Source organism: Streptomyces sp. NPDC057445, assembly GCF_042802855.1.
Taxonomy (GTDB): domain Bacteria; phylum Actinomycetota; class Actinomycetes; order Streptomycetales; family Streptomycetaceae; genus Streptomyces.
Genome location: NZ_JBHVDH010000004.1, coordinates 416,833 through 434,002 on the forward strand (window position 1 = coordinate 416,833; position 17,170 = coordinate 434,002).

Annotated in this window: 12 protein-coding genes and 1 pseudogene; 11 read left to right on the forward strand and 2 right to left on the reverse strand. The window is 70.9% G+C overall.

What is annotated here, in order from left to right; translation table 11 throughout:
- Positions 1 to 40 precede the first annotated feature (40 nt).
- The 5 genes and pseudogenes from ACFU5O_RS13150 to ACFU5O_RS13170 form a co-directional block, all read left to right on the forward strand.
- The gene (locus ACFU5O_RS13150) at positions 41 to 1,192 is read left to right on the forward strand and encodes an ABC transporter ATP-binding protein (RefSeq protein WP_384239562.1); all 1,152 of its coding nucleotides are present in this window, start codon (positions 41 to 43) and stop codon (positions 1,190 to 1,192) included.
- Positions 1,189 to 2,121, forward strand: a complete 933-nt coding sequence (locus ACFU5O_RS13155; protein WP_384239564.1) for an ABC transporter permease — start codon at positions 1,189 to 1,191, stop codon at positions 2,119 to 2,121. Before ACFU5O_RS13150 ends, ACFU5O_RS13155 begins: the two co-directional genes overlap by 4 nt.
- Entirely contained in the window at positions 2,121 to 2,918 is a 798-nt protein-coding gene (locus tag ACFU5O_RS13160) for an ABC transporter permease (protein ID WP_384239566.1), read from the forward strand. Before ACFU5O_RS13155 ends, ACFU5O_RS13160 begins: the two co-directional genes overlap by 1 nt.
- 29 nt (positions 2,919 to 2,947) lie before the next feature.
- A complete protein-coding gene (locus ACFU5O_RS13165; RefSeq protein WP_384239568.1) occupies positions 2,948 to 4,363 on the forward strand; it encodes an NAD(P)/FAD-dependent oxidoreductase in 1,416 nt (471 codons plus the stop codon).
- 15 nt (positions 4,364 to 4,378) lie between these two features.
- Positions 4,379 to 4,633, forward strand: a pseudogene (locus ACFU5O_RS13170) (chitinase); the annotation flags it as partial.
- On the opposite strand, the gene ACFU5O_RS13175 reads toward ACFU5O_RS13170, so the two are convergent.
- On the reverse strand, positions 4,621 to 5,436 hold the full coding sequence (locus ACFU5O_RS13175; RefSeq protein WP_384239570.1) for a phosphatase PAP2 family protein: 816 nt from the start codon (positions 5,434 to 5,436) through the stop codon (positions 4,621 to 4,623). The pseudogene ACFU5O_RS13170 and the gene ACFU5O_RS13175 overlap by 13 nt on opposite strands.
- 124 nt (positions 5,437 to 5,560) lie before the next feature.
- Positions 5,561 to 6,895: a 4-aminobutyrate--2-oxoglutarate transaminase gene (gene gabT / locus ACFU5O_RS13180; protein ID WP_384239572.1), complete on the reverse strand. Its 1,335-nt coding sequence runs from the start codon at positions 6,893 to 6,895 to the stop codon at positions 5,561 to 5,563.
- A 275-nt stretch (positions 6,896 to 7,170) separates the two neighbouring features.
- Between gabT and ACFU5O_RS13185 the strand changes: the two genes are divergently transcribed.
- The 6 genes from ACFU5O_RS13185 (at position 7,171) to ACFU5O_RS13210 (ending at position 17,127) form a co-directional block, all read left to right on the forward strand.
- A complete protein-coding gene (locus ACFU5O_RS13185) occupies positions 7,171 to 9,522 on the forward strand; it encodes an ATP-binding protein (RefSeq protein WP_384239574.1) in 2,352 nt (783 codons plus the stop codon).
- Between the two features lie 142 nt (positions 9,523 to 9,664).
- A complete protein-coding gene (locus ACFU5O_RS13190) occupies positions 9,665 to 11,236 on the forward strand; it encodes a PucR family transcriptional regulator (protein ID WP_384239576.1) in 1,572 nt (523 codons plus the stop codon).
- Between the two features lie 158 nt (positions 11,237 to 11,394).
- Positions 11,395 to 12,360: an EamA family transporter gene (locus ACFU5O_RS13195; RefSeq protein WP_384239577.1), complete on the forward strand. Its 966-nt coding sequence runs from the start codon at positions 11,395 to 11,397 to the stop codon at positions 12,358 to 12,360.
- A 142-nt stretch (positions 12,361 to 12,502) separates the two neighbouring features.
- A complete protein-coding gene (locus tag ACFU5O_RS13200) occupies positions 12,503 to 13,948 on the forward strand; it encodes an aldehyde dehydrogenase family protein (RefSeq protein ID WP_384239579.1) in 1,446 nt (481 codons plus the stop codon).
- A 202-nt stretch (positions 13,949 to 14,150) separates the two neighbouring features.
- The gene (locus ACFU5O_RS13205) at positions 14,151 to 16,097 is read left to right on the forward strand and encodes an acyl-CoA dehydrogenase family protein (RefSeq protein ID WP_384239581.1); all 1,947 of its coding nucleotides are present in this window, start codon (positions 14,151 to 14,153) and stop codon (positions 16,095 to 16,097) included.
- Positions 16,098 to 16,308: 211 nt separating this feature from the next.
- Positions 16,309 to 17,127, forward strand: coding sequence for a hypothetical protein (locus ACFU5O_RS13210; protein ID WP_384239582.1), 819 nt, complete (start codon positions 16,309 to 16,311; stop codon positions 17,125 to 17,127).
- Positions 17,128 to 17,170: the final 43 nt, after the last annotated feature.

Below are 17,170 nucleotides of genomic sequence, written 5' to 3' on the forward strand. Positions count from 1 at the left end.
CCTGCTCCCCTGCTCCCTCTAGACCCTGGGATCGCGACCCATGACAGACAAGACAGCGGGCGGCGACGTCCGACTCTCCGGGATCAGCAAGACCTACGGCTCTTTCAACGCCGTGCACCCGCTGGACCTGACCGTGCCGCAGGGCTCCTTCTTCGCCCTCCTGGGCGCCTCGGGCTGCGGCAAGACCACCACGCTGCGGATGATCGCCGGCCTGGAGGACCCCACCACCGGCACCGTGTTCCTCGGCGACGAGGACGTCACCGACCTCCCGCCCTACAAGCGGCCGGTCAACACCGTCTTCCAGAGCTACGCCCTCTTCCCGCACCTGACCATCTACGAGAACGTCGCCTTCGGCCTGCGCCGCCGCGGAGTGAAGTCCGTGAAGAAGCAGGTCGGCGACATGCTCGACCTCGTCCAGCTCGGTGACTTCGCCGAGCGCAAGCCGCACCAGCTCTCCGGTGGCCAGCAGCAGCGCGTCGCCGTCGCACGCGCCCTCATCAACCACCCGCAGGTGCTGCTGCTCGACGAGCCGCTCGGCGCCCTCGACCTCAAGCTGCGCCGCCAGATGCAGCTGGAGCTGAAGCGGATCCAGACCGAGGTCGGCATCACCTTCATCCACGTCACCCACGACCAGGAGGAGGCCATGACGATGGCCGACACCGTCGCGGTGATGAACGGTGGCAGGGTCGAGCAGCTGGGCGCGCCCGCCGAGCTGTACGAGAACCCGCAGACGACCTTCGTGGCGAACTTCCTCGGCACCTCGAACCTGATCGAGGCCGAGGTGGCCGAGGCCGGCGGCAGCGACATCCTCGTCACCGCCGCCGACGCCAAGCTGCGGCTGCCGGCCGGGCGGGTCGCCACCCGGCCCGCCGCCGGCGGCAAGCTGCTGGTCGGCGTTCGCCCCGAGAAGATCTCGCTCGTGCACGCCGACGACGCGGGCGGGATAGCCGAGGGGCGGAACCGTTTCACCGGCACGATCGCCGACTCCAGCTTCATCGGTGTCTCCACCCAGTTCGTCATCGACAGCCCGGTCTGCCCCGAGCTCGAGGTGTACGTGCAGAACATCGAGCGGGACCCCCGTTTCGTGCCGGGCGCCGAGGTCGTCCTGCACTGGAACCCGGAGCACAGCTTCGGCCTCGACGCGGCCCAGGACATCGACGCGGGCGTCGAGACGGTGGAGGAGGCGTCATGACGGTCACCGAGGCACCTCCCGCCTCGCCCGCGCCTGCCTCCGCACCGGAGCTGCGCAAGGCTCCGGTGCGCCGGAAGCTCGTGCCGTACTGGCTGCTCCTGCCGGGCATCCTGTGGCTGCTGGTCTTCTTCGCGCTGCCGCTGGTCTATCAGGCCTCCACGTCGGTGCAGACCGGCTCCCTGGAACAGGGCTTCGAGGTCACCTGGCACTTTCAGACCTACTGGGACGCGCTGACCGACTACTACCCGCAGTTCCTGCGCTCGTTGCTGTACGCGGGCACGGCGACGGTCCTCTGTCTGCTGCTCGGCTATCCGCTGGCGTATCTCATCGCGTTCAAGGCGGGCCGCTGGCGCAATCTGCTGCTGGTCCTGGTCATCGCGCCCTTCTTCACCAGCTTCCTGATCCGTACGCTCGCCTGGAAGACGATCCTCGCGGACGGCGGACCTGTGGTGGGGGTCCTCAACAGCATCGGCTTCCTGGATGTCACCAGCTGGCTCGGAATGACCGAGGGCAACCGGGTGCTGGCCACCCCGCTCGCGGTCGTCACCGGTCTGACCTACAACTTCCTGCCGTTCATGATCCTGCCGCTGTACACCTCGCTGGAGCGGATGGACCCGCGCCTGCACGAGGCGGCGGGAGACCTGTACGCGAAGCCGTCGACCGTGTTCCGCAAGGTGACGTTCCCTCTGTCGATGCCGGGCGTCGTCTCAGGAACGCTGCTGACCTTCATTCCGGCGAGCGGCGACTACGTCAACGCAGAACTGCTGGGTTCCACGGACACCCGGATGGTCGGCAACGTCATCCAGTCGCAGTTCCTCCGGGTGCTCGACTATCCGACCGCGGCCGCGCTGTCGTTCATTCTCATGGCGGTCGTGCTGATCATGGTGACCGTCTACATCCGCCGGGCCGGGACGGAGGATCTCGTCTGATGCGCTGGATACGACGCAACCTCGTGGTGATCGCGGGCCTGCTGACGCTCGCGTACCTGATCCTTCCGAACATCGTCGTGATGGTGTTCTCCTTCAACAAGCCGGCCGGCCGGTTCAACTACTCCTGGCAGGAGTTCTCGACCGACGCCTGGAAGGACCCGTGCGGCGTCGCCGACATGTGCGGCTCGCTCTCCCTCTCGCTGCAGATCGCCTTCTGGGCGACGGTCGGGGCCACCGTCCTCGGCTCGATGATCGCTTTCGCGCTGGTCCGCTACCGCTTCCGGGCGCGTGGCGCGATCAACTCGCTGATCTTCCTGCCGATGGCCATGCCCGAGGTCGTCATGGCCGCCTCGCTGCTGACCCTCTTCCTCAACCTGGGGGCGCAGCTGGGCTTCTGGACCATCCTCATCGCCCACACCATGTTCTGTCTGAGCTTCGTCGTGGTGGCGGTCAAGGCACGGGTGCTGTCGATGGACCCGCGACTGGAGGAGGCGGCGCGTGATCTCTACGCGGGGCCCGTGCAGACCTTCCTGCGCGTCACCCTGCCGATCGCGGCGCCCGGTATCGCGGCCGGCGCGATGCTCGCCTTCGCGCTCTCGTTCGACGACTTCATCATCACCAACTTCAACTCGGGCAACACCGTCACCTTCCCCATGTTCGTGTGGGGCTCGGCCCAGCGCGGTACGCCCGTCCAGATCAACGTCATCGGTACGGCCATGTTCGCCATCGCCGTCATCGTCGTCGTCGCCGGCCAGGTCATCAGCAACCGGCGGAGGAAGACCTCACTGCCCAAGTAGCACTGAGCGCATCAGAAGGAGTGGAAACCATGGCCCCAGCTGCCATGACCTTTGCCTCATCACTTTCCGACGCCCAGCCCGTCCCCTTCTGGCTGGAAGACCCCGGCAAGCCCGCCGCCCTGCCCGCCCTCACCGGCGACGAGCGGACCGACCTCCTCGTCGTCGGCGGTGGCTACAGCGGACTGTGGACCGCGCTCCTCGCCAAGGAGCGGGACCCCGAGCGGGATGTCGTCCTGATCGAAGGCCGCGAGGTGGGCTGGGCCGCCTCGGGCCGCAACGGCGGCTTCTGTGCCGCGTCGCTCACCCATGGCCTCGGCAACGGGCTCGCCCGCTGGCCGGGCGACATGGCCAGACTGGAGGAGCTCGGCGCGCGGAACCTCGACGCCATCGGGACCGCCGTCGCCACGTACGGCATCGACTGCGACTTCGAGCGCACCGGCGAGATCGACGTCGCCACCGAGCCGTACCAGCTCGAAGAGCTCAACGAGATGTACGAGGAGGCCGAGCGCCTCGGTTTCACCGACGGCATCGAGCTGCTCGACCGGGACGCCGTCCGCAAGGAGGTCGACTCGCCCACCTTCCTCGGCGGGCTGTGGGACCGCAACGGCGTCGCCATGCTGCACCCGGCCAAGCTCGCATGGGGCCTCAAGCAGGCGTGCCTCGGTCTCGGGGTACGGATCTACGAGAACACCCGCGCCGTCGAACTCGCCGCGTCCGGCGCCGGGATGGCGGTCCGCACGTCGTACGGCAGGGTCCACGCCCGGCGCGTGGCGCTCGGTACCAACGTCTTCCCGTCGCTGGTCAGGCGGGTCCGCTCGTACACCGTCCCGGTGTACGACTACGCGCTGATGACCGAGCCGCTCTCGGACGCGCAACTGGCCTCGATCGGCTGGCGGAACCGGCAGGGACTCGGCGACAGCGCCAACCAGTTCCACTACTTCCGGATCACCGCCGACCGCCGCATCCTCTGGGGCGGATACGACGCGATCTATCCGTTCGGCGGGCGCGTCAGCGCCGAACTGGACCACCGGCCCGAGACCTATCTGAAGCTGGCGGGCCAGTTCTTCGAGTGCTTCCCACAGCTGGAGGGGCTGCGCTTCAGCCACGCCTGGGGCGGCGCGATCGACACCTGTTCGCGCTTCTCCGCCTTCTTCGGCACGGCGCACGGCGGGAAGGTGGCGTACGCCGCCGGGTACACCGGGCTCGGCGTGGGCGCGACGAGGTTCGGCGCCGATGTGATGCTCGATCTGCTCGCGGGTGAGCGCACCGAACGCACCGAGCTGGAGATGGTGCGCACCAAGCCGCTGCCGTTCCCGCCGGAGCCGGTCGCCTGGGCCGGGATCGGCATCACCAAGTGGTCACTCGCCCGTGCGGACGCCAACGGGGGCCGGCGCAACCTGTGGCTGAGGGCGATGGACCGGCTGGGTCTGGGCTTCGACAGCTGAGCCGGTCTGCGCCGGATCGCCGGCTGTGCGCCTCCCGCGCACAGCCGGCGATCCGCGGACTTCCATGTCCCCATGGCCGGCATGCTGCTCACCGGCTTCCCGGTGGCGGGCAACTCCGAGCGGTTCTTCCCGGCCCTACGCCCCAACTGCGGTTCCTACCAGCCCCACGGCAGCCGGCCGGGTCTGCGGGGGCCGATGACCTGGTCCATCAACCGGGACCGCTCCGGCGGCCGGGAGTTCTCCCCGAACTTCGACGCCTACTTCGGCTGACGCCCCGCCCCGCGCCCGCCGCCGACCGTGGGGGGCGCGGCCCCCGGACCGGTTCGCGGAACGGCCCGTGCCGCGATGAGCAGGACCCCGCACAGACACCAGCTGCCCAGCACGTCGAGCGGCCAGTGGTAGCCGCGCAGCACAAGACCGACGCCTGTCGCCGCCGTCAGCAGCGCGGCGAGCGGAATCAGCCACCTGCCGATCAGCAGCGCCGCTCCCAGATACGCGACCATCGCCGTCGCCGCGTGCCCCGACGGGTAGTAGCCGGTCCCGGCCGTCAGCGGACCCGGCCGGTCCGTCAGCGCCTTCAGCGGGGAGACCAGCGCCGGGACGAGCGCCATCGCGAGGACTGCCGCGAGTGCCTCGGCGCGGCGCCGCCGGTACACCGCGTACGCGGCCGATGCCACGAGCACAGGAAGCGCGACGGGCATGTTGCCGAGGTCGGCGAGGAATTCGGTGAGCCCCTCCGGGCCGTCACCGACGACCGCCCGACTCAGCCGCTCGTCCAGGGCGCGCAGTGGACCGCCAGCGGTGACCTGCCAGGTGATCAGCGCGAGGAGGACGGTGAACACCGCAGAGAAGAAGGCCGGCCGCCTCGGAACAGGGGGGATGGTTCCGAGGCGGCCGGCCGGACCGGTTTGCCGCGCGCCCCGGGGGGTTTGGGGCGGGCGGCCGTCCGATCCGTGAGGAGTTCCGGAGTTCGGGACTCCGGTGGTGTGCGCGAGGGCACGACCAGGACGGGGCTGGGGAAGCTCCGGCCCGGCATCGCCCGCAGTCCCCTGCGAGCGGGGTGTTTCTCTCATCTGCGGAAACCGTACGGCAGCGGGAGGGGGACCAACAGCCGGAAACCCCTCCCGCCATTGGCCCCCCACACAGTCTTCACAGGGAGCGCGCGATTACTGGGGGTCACACCCCCGCGCGCGGGGCTCACACCCCGGCGAACGCGGCCTCGATGATGTCCAGACCCTCGTTGAGCAGGTCCTCGCCGATCACCAGCGGCGGCAGGAAGCGGAGCACATTGCCGTAGGTGCCGCAGGTGAGGACGACCAGACCCTCGGCGTGGCAGGCCTTCGCGAGCGCGCCGGCGGCCTCCGGGTTCGGCTCCTTGGTGGCCGGGTCCTTCACCAGCTCGATGGCGACCATGGCGCCGCGGCCGCGGATGTCGCCGATGATCTCGAACTTCTCCTGCATCGCGGCGAGGCGGCCCTTCATGACCTCCTCGATGCGCTTGGCCTTGCCGTTGAGGTCCAGCTCGCGCATGGTCTCGATGGAGCCGAGTGCGCCGGCGCAGGCGACCGGGTTTCCGCCGTAGGTGCCGCCGAGGCCGCCCGCGTGCGCGGCGTCCATGATCTCGGCGCGGCCGGTGACGGCGGCGAGCGGCAGACCGCCCGCGATGCCCTTGGCGGTGGTGATCAGGTCCGGGACGATGCCCTCGTCCTCACAGGCGAACCACTGGCCGGTACGGCAGAAGCCGGACTGGATCTCGTCGGCGACGAAGACGATGCCGTTGTCGTTGGCGAACTTCACGATCGCCGGGAGGAAGCCCTTGGCCGGCTCGATGAAGCCGCCCTCGCCGAGGACCGGCTCGATGATGATCGCGGCGACGTTGTCGGCACCGACCTGCTTGCTGATCTGGTCGATCGCCTGGGCGGCGGCCTCGGGGCCGCAGTTCTCCGAGCCGGTGGGCCAGCGGTAGCCGTAGGCGACCGGGACGCGGTAGACCTCGGGCGCGAACGGGCCGAAGCCGTGCTTGTACGGCATGTTCTTGGCGGTCAGCGCCATCGTGAGGTTCGTACGGCCGTGGTAGCCGTGGTCGAAGACGACGACGGCCTGGCGCTTGGTGTACGCACGGGCGATCTTGACGGCGTTCTCGACGGCCTCTGCGCCCGAGTTGAACAGCGCGGACTTCTTGGCGTGGTCGCCCGGGGTCAGCTCGGCAAGGGCCTCGCAGACCTCGACGTAGCCCTCGTAGGGCGTGACCATGAAACAGGTGTGGGTGAAGTCCTGCAGCTGGGCGGAGGCGCGGCGTACGACAGCCTCTGCGGAGGCACCCACGGAGGTCACGGCGATACCGGAGCCGAAGTCGATCAGACGGTTGCCGTCGACGTCCTCGATGATGCCGCCGCCGGCCCGGGCGGTGAACACCGGCAGCACGGAGCCCACGCCGCCCGCGACCGCGGAGAGACGACGAGCCTGCAGCTCCTGCGACTTCGGGCCGGGGATGGCGGTGACGACGCGGCGCTCCTGCGGGATGTCGGTCATGGGGGCTCCTGGGGGTGTCTTTTCGGACGCACTTCTGCTTTCTTCGCAGGCTAGGTCCGGGCCGGGGGGTCCGGCATGCTCCGTTCGGGAGTGGTGCGGACGTGTCGTTGTCCGTCACGGACATAGAGCAATTCGCCGGGGGCTCCCGCACAGGCCCCTTCCGGCCCGCGCCGTGGTCAGGGGCCGCGCGGTGCCGGATCGCTGAACTCCCCGCCGCCTGGCACTAGATTGACGGTGGCACAGACGAGGTCCTGGCTGGTCAGGGGGCAGGGTTCATGGGCACAGAAGGCACATACGACGCACGCGGTACTGGCACGGGCACGGGCGCCGCCCGCCCCGTACCGCGGCCTGCCGGGCCCCCGCCGCCGGGGCTGCCGCCGATGCCGGTGGACCCTCCTGCTGTCCGTCCGCCTCTTGCGGACTGGCTGAGGGCGCCGAGGCCGGAGGCCGAGCCGGGCGTCTGGCGGTACGGCCACGCCCCCCGTCCGGCCCAGGAGCCGGTGACCACGCAGGATCGCGCGCTGCTGAGCGGGGCCGTCATCTCGTTCCTGGCGTGCGTCCTTCTCTGGTCGCTCTGGACGAATGGATACATCCCGTACTGGAGGGTCCTGCTGGAGCTCTTCACGCCTCGGGACTGGTGGTGGGGCCACGGCGACGAGCCGATGCCGGTGGCCGCGGCGAACGCCCTCGACATCTACCAGCTGATGATCACCGGAGCGCTCGTGTACGGATTCGGCCGCCTGGGCAACTGGCGAGTGGCGTTCGAGCGCCTTGCGGCGGTCCGCGGGTTCAAGGCCACCACGGCCGGTACGGTGGCCGGCGCGGCACTGGTCCTGCTGCTCGTCTGGACGAGGACCGTTCCGGGCGTGGACCTCGTCTTCCGGTCGGTGCCCCGGTCCTGGCTGACGGGGGGTGGCGATCGGTTCGTCGCGGCAGCAGTGACCTACACGCTCTACGCACTGATTGCCCTCGCCGTGCTCTGGCCGTTCGCCAAGGTCGGCCGGTGGCGCACGGCAATGCGCGGCCGCCCGGCGGCGACGCCCGCCACGCCGCCGCCGCCCAAGGAGGACCCCGCCGACTGGCCCGAGCTGCGCGCCGCCGGGCTCGACGAAGCGGCCCGCACCCTGGCCGAGGCGACGAGGAAGGGCGCACTCGGCGATGTCGACTATGCGCGGATCCGGCGCGCGTGGCAGGGGGTACGCACGAGGCCCGAGCGGCTGCCCGCCTTCACCGATGCCGTCCGCGACGACGGCCCCGCCGCCTGCGCCCACCCCTCCGGCGTCCGGGATCTGCCGGTCCGTACCGCCACGCACGACCTCGCCACCGGGCAGGTGAGGATCGGCACCGCCGCGGATCATCCCCGTAATCCCTACGCACGCCGTACCACCGGCGTCGCCCTCGAGCCGGCCCTGCTCGGGACCTCGCTGCTCGCCGTCGGGCCCTCCGGGTCCGGGAAGACCGTGCGGCTCGTCCGGCCCGTCGTCGAGGCGATGTGCCTGCAGGCGCTCGCCAACCGTGCGGCCGTCGTCGCGGTCACCGCGCACGGCACGGCGCCGGCCCCCGACGACGCCTTCGACCTGGTGATCTCCGTCGGGCGGCCGGAGTCCACGCACGACCTCGATCTGTACGGCGGCGCCGACGACCCCGACGAAGCTGCCCGCATCGTCGCCGAGGCGCTGGTCGGGGATCTGGCGGCCGACAGCCGGCGGGCCGCCACCGCGCTCGCCCAGCTCATCGGGCCGTACCGGAGCGTCCACGGTCACTTCCCCGCCGTGCCGGATCTGCGGGAACTCGTCGGCGGCGCGCCCGGGGCGCTCGGTGAGCTGCGCGCCTCTCTGGAGGCGGCGGGGGAGGCGTCCCAGCTGCGTGAACTCGACGCGCGCGAGCGGCAGTCGCAGCGCGCCGACGACATCGGGGTGCTGCTCGCCGAACGGATCGCCTTCCTCGACCGGCCCGCCTTCGCACAGTTCTTCCGTACCCGCGAGCCGGGCCTGCAGTTCTCGCTGCGGGCCATCGAGCACCCGTTGCGGGTCCGCGTCGACCTGCCGGAACGCGGGCACGCCGAGGCGTCCCGGATCATCGCCCGGCTGATCCTCGCGCAGTTCACCGAGGCCGCGCTCGCCCGCTCCGACCGGTCGCTCTTCGCCTGCCTGGTGCTCGACGACGCCACCTGCACGGTCACGGCCGACTCGGTCAGGGCGGTGCAGAGGCTGCGCTCCGCGCATGCGGGCGTGGTGATGGCGCTGCGGACGCTGGAGGACGTTCCCGAGGCGCTGCGGGGGCCGCTCCTCGGGGCGGTCGGGTGCCGGATGGCCTTCGCCGGACTCGCGCCCTGGGACGGGGGACGGTTCGCGGAGACCTGGGGCACCGAGTGGGTGCAGACCAGGGACGTGACCAACCGGCAGATCATCTCGGACGAGCCGCTGACCAAGGCGCTGCACTTCATGCGGCGCCTGGCGACCGGCAAGGCCGCCACCGCGGAAGCGGTCACGGTCCGTGAGGTCGAGCGGGAGCGCTGGTCGGCGTCCGAGCTCGCGCACTCCGTGCCGGCCGGGCATGCGGTGCTGTCGCTCGCGTCGGTGGGTGGCGAGCACACGCCGCCGTTGCTGGTGGACCTGCGCACCTGACACGGCAGGACGTGTCCGGCGCGAAGCTCACAGGCCCGTAACCCACGCACCCGTACGCCCTGGCAGAATCGAGGTATGCCGTTCATACGGGACGGCGAAAAACTCGCCAGCCCCACACCTTCTGCCGAAAGCCCGCGGTCCCATGCCGGTCACCCTTGCCTCGCTCGTCCAGCACTCCGCGCTGAAGCTGGCCGTGCGTGCCGGGGAGGACCGTCTCGACACGCCGGTGCGCTGGGCGCACGCCAGTGAGCTCGCCGACCCCGTGCCGTACATGGAGGGCGGGGAACTGCTCCTCGTCACCGCGATGACGCTGGACGCCGCCGACCACGAGGCGATGCGGCGGTATGTGCGGCGGCTGGCCGGAGCGGGAGTCGTCGGGCTCGGCTTCGCCGTAGGGGTCAACTACGACGACATCCCCGAGGCGCTGCTCGAGGCGGCCCGGGCGGAGGACTTCCCGCTGCTCGAGGTTCCCCGGCGCACGCCCTTCCTCGCCATCAGCAAAGCCGTGTCCGCCGCCATGGCGGCGGACCAGTACCGGGCCGTCACCGCGGGCTTCGAGGCCCAGCGGGAGCTGACCCGGGCCGCACTCGCGGAAGGCCCGGCCGCCCTGCTCGCCAGGCTCGCGGCGCACGTCGACGGCTGGGCCGCGCTCTACGACGCGTCCGGCGCCGTCGTCGCCGCCGCGCCCGACTGGGCCGGCCGGCGCGCGGCCCGGCTCACCTCCGACGTCGAGCGACTGCGCGAGCGGCCCGCGCCCGCGAGCGCGGTCGTCGGGGGGACGGACGACCGCGTCGAGCTGCAGTCGCTGGGCACCGGACGGCGGGTGCGGGGAGCGCTGGCCGTGGGTACGGGCGCCGCGCTCGGGACCGCGGAGCGCTACGCCGTGCACTCCGCGATCGCGCTGCTGACCCTCACGACGGAGCGTTCACGCTCGCTGCAGGCGGCCGAGCAGCGCCTCGGCGCGGCGGTGCTGCGGATGATGCTCTCTGGGCAGCCCGACCACGCCAGGGCGGTCGCCGGGGATCTGTACGGAGGACTCCTCGACGCACCCTTCCGCCTGCTGATCGCCGAGCGGGCCGGTGAGCAGGACCCGGAGGCCGAGCACCCCGTGCACGCCTTCGCCGAGTTCCTGGAGGCGGCGGCGTCCCGGTCCGGTGAGACGGTGCTGACCGTCCCCGAGGGCGACGACCGGCTGGTCGTCCTCGCCGCCGACGGCGGTGCCGTCGTGACCGCCTGCGAGTCCTCGACGGAGCGCGAGGCCGAGGAGGCGGGCATCGTGGTGGGCATGTCCGCCCCGACCGGCCCGATCGCGGCCGCGGCGGCGTACAAACAGGCCGAACAGGCGCTCTCCGTCGCCCGTCGCCGTGGTCGCGCCCTCGTGGAGCACGAGGATCTCGCCGCGGGCTCCGTACTGCCGCTGCTCGCCGACGACGCCGTACGTGCCTTCGCCGACGGCATGCTCCGGGCCCTGTACGAGCACGACGCGACAGGCCGCGGCGATCTCGTTGCCTCGCTGCGCGCCTGGCTCTCCCGCCACGGCCAGTGGGACGCGGCCGCCGCCGACCTGGGCGTCCACCGCCACACCCTGCGCTACCGCATGCGCCGCGTGGAAGAGATCCTCGGCCGTTCCCTGGACGACCCCGACGTGCGCATGGAGCTGTGGCTGGCGCTCAAGGCGACGGCGGGATCGGCTGCCGGCACGTCGACCGAGTAGGAACACCGCCGGGACGAGAAGAATTTTCCGCTTCGCTGCCCGAAGTCGGGCAGAAATCCTGGAGTTTGATCGCTGAAGTCCTTAGGGTCCTGCCTCGTGATCTCCACTGACGGGGAGGCGCCCGCCGCCCGTCCGCGAGACGAGGACGAGAAGGACCGATGACTCAACCTGCTCCCCGTACAGGAACCCCTGCGGCCGAGGCCGCGTTCACCGAAGTCGTCACGGACGCGCCAGGACGCCGGATATCCGGAGCCGTCTGGGCCGCGCTCGCCATCGTGTACGTCGTCTGGGGGTCGACGTATCTCGGGATCCGCATCGTCGTCGAGACGATGCCCCCGTTCCTGTCCGCCGGCGGCCGTTTCATCACCGCCGGACTGATCCTCGCGGCGATCATCGCCTGGCGGCGCGGACTCTCCGCGCTGCGGGCGAGCCGGGCGCAGCTCGCCTCCGCCGCGGTCGTCGGCCTGCTGCTCCTCCTCGGCGGCAACGGGCTCGTCGTCCTCGCCGAGACCGCCGTGCCCTCCGGACTCGCCGCGCTCCTCGTCGCCGTCGTCCCCGCCTGGGTCGTGGTGCTGCGCAGGGTCTTCGGCGAACGGCCCGGAATCGGTGCCTACAGCGGGGTACTTCTCGGGCTCGCCGGCCTCGCCGTACTGACCCTCCCCGGTCTGAGCGGCGACGTACGGCTCTGGGGTGTCCTCACCGTGATCGCGGGGACCGTCATGTGGTCGGTCGGCTCCTTCTCCTCCGCCCGTATCCCGATGCCCGCCAACCCCTTCGCCGCGAGCGCGTACGAAATGATGGCGGGCGGCATCGGCTGTCTCCTGGTCGGGCTCGGCAGGGGAGAGCAGTACGGTTTCGCGCTCGGCGAGGTCTCCGCCCGCTCCTGGACCGCTCTGGCCTACCTCGTCGTCTTCGGCTCGCTGATCGCGTTCACGGCGTACGCCTGGCTGCTGCACTCCGCGCCGCTCTCGCTCGTCGCCACGTACGCGTACGTCAACCCGGTCGTCGCCGTCCTCCTCGGCGCGCTCGTCCTGAACGAGCGGCTGACCTGGCCGATTGCCGTCGGCGGCGCCGTCGTCGTGATGGGCGTCGGTCTCATCGTCAGCACGGAACGCCGTCGCTGACCTGCGCACGAGCCACGCACGCGCCAAAGCGGCAGGACCACGGCGCCGACCACTCCACCCCGGACAAACGCCATCGCGGACGAATCGCCCTACCGTTTGGGAAGAAGACACCGCACTACTTCTGAAGGGCCGGGACACGCACATGACTTCCACCCACGCCTTCTGGCTCGCCGGCCGCCAGGCCACCGGCGAGACGACCTTCGACGTCACGTCCCCCTGGGACGGACGGGTGGTCGGCACGGTCTCCGTACCGACCGACGCCCAGGTGGAGGAGGCCGTCGCCGCCGCGCATGCCGTCGTGGACGAGTTCGCGGCGACCCCGGCCCATGTCCGTGCCGCCGCTCTGGACCATGTGTCGAAGCGTCTGGCCGAGCGCACAGAGGAGATCGCCCAGCTGATCTCCGCCGAGAACGGCAAGCCCATCAAGTGGGCCCGCGGTGAGGTCGGCCGTGCCGTGTCCGTCTTCCGCTTCGCCGCAGAGGAGGCCCGCCGTTTCAACGGCGGCGAGGCCCAGCGCCTCGACACCGACGCGGGAGGCCAGGGCCGTCTCGCGCTCACCCGCCGCTTCCCGAAGGGTGTCGTCCTCGGCATCGCGCCGTTCAACTTCCCGCTGAACCTGTGCGCCCACAAGATCGCCCCGGCCATCGCCGTCGGCGCGCCGATCATCCTCAAGCCGGCGCCCGCGACCCCGCTCTCCGGCCTCGTCCTCGGTGAGCTGCTCGCCGAGACCGAGCTGCCGGCCGGCTCCTGGTCCGTCCTGCCGGTGCTCAACGAGTCCATGCCCGCCCTGGTCAAGGACGAGCGCCTGCCGGTGATCTCCTTCACCGGCTCGGACAAGGTCGGCTACGCCATCCAGGAATCCGTGCCGCACAAGCACTGCACCCTGGAGCTCGGCGGCAACGGCGCCGCCGTCGTCCTCGACGACTGGTCCTCCGAGGAGGACCTGGACTGGGCCGCGACCCGGATCGCGACCTTCTCCAACTACCAGGGCGGCCAGTCCTGCATCTCCGTCCAGCGCGTCATCGCCGACGCGTCGGTCTACGACCGGCTCGTCCCGAAGATCGTCGCCGCGGTCGAGCGGCAGGGCACCGGCGACCCGTCCGACGACGCGACCGACGTCGGCCCGCTCGTCAGCGAGGACGCGGCCAAGCGGGTCGAGTCCTGGGTCGACGAGGCGGTCTCCGGCGGCGCGAAGGTCCTCACGGGCGGCAGGCGCGACGGAGCGGCGTACGCCCCGACCGTCATCGCCGACCTGCCGGCCGACGCGACCCTCGCCTGCGAGGAGGTCTTCGGCCCGGTTCTGACCCTGCACCGCGTCGACGGCGAGGGCGAGGCCTTCGCCGAGGTCAACAACTCCAAGTTCGGCCTGCAGACCGGTGTCTTCACGCACGACCTGCAGACCGCGTTCCGCGCCCACCGCGCACTCGAGGTCGGCGGCGTGATCGTCGGCGACGTCCCGTCCTACCGCGCCGACCAGATGCCGTACGGCGGCGTCAAGCAGTCCGGCGTGGGCCGCGAGGGCGTCAAGTACGCGATGGACGACTACACCTACGAGCGCGTGCTCGTCCTGACCGGACTGGCCCTCTAGGACCACCCGAACCGACGGCCGGAGCCCACTGTGCGGGGGCTCCGGCCGTCGTCCTGTGTCCCGATGAACACGTTTGCATCCGATACACCCGGGTGCGCCGCAGGACTGGTGAGGTGGTCCCGGATCGGGTAGATACGGACGAGTAGCACCGCGCGGTAGCTCCGTGCGGCCGCCCCCGACGAAGCGGCGAGGTGAGTCCCTCATGTCCGCACCATCCAAACCGCAACCGGCACCCAAGGTCTCCGAGCGGGAAGCCCGGCAGGTCGCCGAGGCCGCGCGCGAGCAGGGCTGGCGAAAGCCCAGCTTCGCCAAGGAACTGTTCCTGGGCCGCTTCCGGCTCGACCTGATCCATCCCCACCCGATGCCCTCCCCCGAGGACGTCCAGCGCGGCGAGCAGTTCCTCGCCAAGCTGCGCGACTTCTGCGAGACGAGGATCGACGGCGCCCTCATCGAGCGCGAGGCCCGGATCCCCGACGCGGTGATCAACGGTCTCAAGGACCTCGGCGCCCTGGGCATGAAGATCGACCCCAAGTACGGCGGTCTGGGCCTCACCCAGGTGTACTACAACAAGGCCCTGGCCCTCGTCGGCTCCGCCAGCCCGGCCGTGGGCGCGCTGCTCTCCGCCCATCAGTCCATCGGCGTACCGCAGCCGCTGAAGATCTTCGGCACGCAGGAGCAGAAGGACGCGTTCCTGCCGAGGTGCGCACGTACGGACATCACCGCGTTCCTGCTCACCGAGCCGGACGTGGGCTCCGACCCCGCCCGCCTGGCGACCATGGCCGTGCCGGACGGCGACGACTACATCCTCGACGGCGTCAAGCTCTGGACGACCAACGGTGTCGTCGCCGACCTCCTCGTCGTCATGGCCCGGGTGCCGAAGTCCGAGGGCCACAAGGGCGGCATCACCGCCTTCGTCGTCGAAGCGGCGTCCCCGGGCATCACGGTCGAGAACCGCAACGCCTTCATGGGCCTGCGCGGCATCGAGAACGGCGTCACCCGCTTCCACCAGGTCCGGGTCCCGGCCGCGAACCGCATCGGCCCCGAGGGCGCGGGCCTGAAGATCGCCCTGACCACGCTCAACACCGGTCGGCTCTCGCTGCCGGCGATGTGCGTGGGTGCGGGCAAGTGGTGCCTGAAGATCGCCCGCGAATGGTCGGCCGTACGCGAGCAGTGGGGCAAGCCGGTGGCCAGGCACGAGGCCGTCGGCTCGAAGATCTCCTTCATCGCGGCGACCACCTTCGCGCTGGAGGCCGTGGTCGACCTCTCGTCCCAGATGGCCGACGAGGACCGCAACGACATCCGGATCGAAGCGGCGCTCGCCAAGCTGTACGGCTCCGAGATGGCCTGGCTGATGGCCGACGAACTGGTCCAGATCCGTGGCGGCCGCGGCTTCGAGACAGCCGATTCGCTTGCCGCGCGCGGCGAGCGCGCGGTGCCGGCCGAGCAGATGCTGCGCGATCTGCGGATCAACCGGATCTTCGAGGGCTCGACCGAGATCATGCATCTGCTGATCGCCCGTGAGGCGGTCGACGCGCATCTCGCCGTCGCCGGCGACATCATCGACCCCGAGAAGTCCCTCGGCGACAAGGCCAGGGCAGGCGCCCAGGCGACGGCCTTCTATGCCCGCTGGCTGCCGAAGCTCGTGGCCGGGCCGGGCCAGCTTCCGCGCTCCTACGCCGAGTTCCACCGCAGCGGCGTCGCCGACCTCTCCACCCATCTGAGGTACGTGGAACGGGCCTCGCGCAAGCTCGCCCGCTCCACGTTCTACGGCATGTCGCGCTGGCAGGGCCGTATGGAGACCAAGCAGGGCTTCCTCGGCCGGGTCGTCGACATCGGCGCGGAGCTGTTCGCGATGAGCGCGGCGTGCGTACGGGCCGAGCACCTGCGGCTGACCGGTGACCACGGCCGCGAGGCCTACCAACTCGCCGACGCGTTCTGCCGGCAGTCCCGCATCCGCGTCGAGGAACTGTTCGGCCGTCTGTGGAGCAACACGGACGACCTCGACCGCAAGATGGTGAACGGCGTCCTCTCGGGCATCTACACCTGGCTCGAGGAAGGCGTCATCGACCCCAGCGACGAGGGCCCCTGGATCGCGGACGCCACCCCTGGCCCCGCGAAACGGGAGAACCTCCACCGGCCCGTCCGCTGACGGCCGCTGCGCCAGAGGTGCGGGGTGCCGGTACGCCGGGCCCCGCACCTCGGCACGTCCGCACCGCGCACCTCCCCGGCTCCCCGCCTCCCACCAGGACTTCGCAGCCCTTCTCGACCGCAACCAGGTCGCAACCCGTACTCCGTGACTCCTGCCGTTCCATGCACCACAATCGTGCGGCGATCACCATCAACAAAGAAGCGGGGCAGGGATGTTCGGGGCGGGGAGCCAGGAGAGCCAGGGGAAGCGGAGCGGTTGGGCACGGGGGGCGGCCCGGCCTGAGCGGCTGATCCGCCGCGCCGCCGCCGTCGCCCTCGCCGGTGCCGTACTCACCGGCACCGCCGCCTGCGGCGGCAGCGACGACGACAGGCCCGGCGACAAGGGCACGCGCGGGACCGCGCCCACCAAGGCCCCGGGTGCTGCGGTCCCCGGCGCCCTCACCGAGCAGCAGCTCACCGCCGTCGCGTTCACCGACGGCGAGAAGGTGGGCAGGTACACCGCGTCCGACTACACCCTCGGCGCCCCTCTCGGAGAGGACTACAGGGCCGACCCCGCCGGCTGCCAGCCGCTGGTCAGCCTTGCCGAGGGCGCCACCCCGTACACCCCCGCGGCAGAAGTCCACCGCAAGGTCGACGTCCCCGACGAGATGACCGGCACCACGGTCGCCGTACAGCTGCGCAGCTACGGAACGAAGGCCGCCACCGAGGTCATGAAGGCTCTCGGCAAGGCCGGCAAGGAGTGCGCCGGCGGGTTCACCGAGATCCGTGCCATTGCGAAGGCGAAGTATCTGAAGGTGGAGCCGGCCAAGGCCCCGGCCGTCGGCGACGAGTCGAAGGCCTACCGCTTCACGATCCTCGATGTGAAGGGGAAGCTGAAGCTGTACGAGTACCTCACCGTCGTCCGCTCCGGCTCCACCACGCTCTCCTTCCGCGCCGAGATCACGGACACCAAGGACATCGGGGGAGTGCCGGAGGAAGTGATCACGGCCCAGTGGGAGAAGTTCTCGGCGGAGCACGACAAGGGCGCATAGGGACACCCTGTCCGGCCGCACAGCGGATGCGGCAACAATGGGG

Excerpts from the sequence above, each read along its gene's own strand:
- ACFU5O_RS13210 (WP_384239582.1), top strand. The coding sequence starts at position 16,309 with ATGTTCGGGGCGGGGAGCCAGGAGAGCCAGGGGAAGCGGAGCGGTTGG.
- ACFU5O_RS13205 (WP_384239581.1), top strand. The coding sequence starts at position 14,151 with ATGTCCGCACCATCCAAACCGCAACCGGCACCCAAGGTCTCCGAGCGG.
- ACFU5O_RS13165 (WP_384239568.1), top strand. The coding sequence starts at position 2,948 with ATGGCCCCAGCTGCCATGACCTTTGCCTCATCACTTTCCGACGCCCAG.
- ACFU5O_RS13195 (WP_384239577.1), top strand. The coding sequence starts at position 11,395 with ATGACTCAACCTGCTCCCCGTACAGGAACCCCTGCGGCCGAGGCCGCG.
- ACFU5O_RS13160 (WP_384239566.1), top strand. The coding sequence starts at position 2,121 with ATGCGCTGGATACGACGCAACCTCGTGGTGATCGCGGGCCTGCTGACG.
- ACFU5O_RS13150 (WP_384239562.1), top strand. The coding sequence starts at position 41 with ATGACAGACAAGACAGCGGGCGGCGACGTCCGACTCTCCGGGATCAGC.
- ACFU5O_RS13185 (WP_384239574.1), top strand. The coding sequence starts at position 7,171 with ATGGGCACAGAAGGCACATACGACGCACGCGGTACTGGCACGGGCACG.
- gabT (WP_384239572.1), bottom strand. The coding sequence starts at position 6,895 with ATGACCGACATCCCGCAGGAGCGCCGCGTCGTCACCGCCATCCCCGGC.
- ACFU5O_RS13175 (WP_384239570.1), bottom strand. The coding sequence starts at position 5,436 with ATGAGAGAAACACCCCGCTCGCAGGGGACTGCGGGCGATGCCGGGCCG.
- ACFU5O_RS13190 (WP_384239576.1), top strand. The coding sequence starts at position 9,665 with ATGCCGGTCACCCTTGCCTCGCTCGTCCAGCACTCCGCGCTGAAGCTG.
- ACFU5O_RS13200 (WP_384239579.1), top strand. The coding sequence starts at position 12,503 with ATGACTTCCACCCACGCCTTCTGGCTCGCCGGCCGCCAGGCCACCGGC.
- ACFU5O_RS13155 (WP_384239564.1), top strand. The coding sequence starts at position 1,189 with ATGACGGTCACCGAGGCACCTCCCGCCTCGCCCGCGCCTGCCTCCGCA.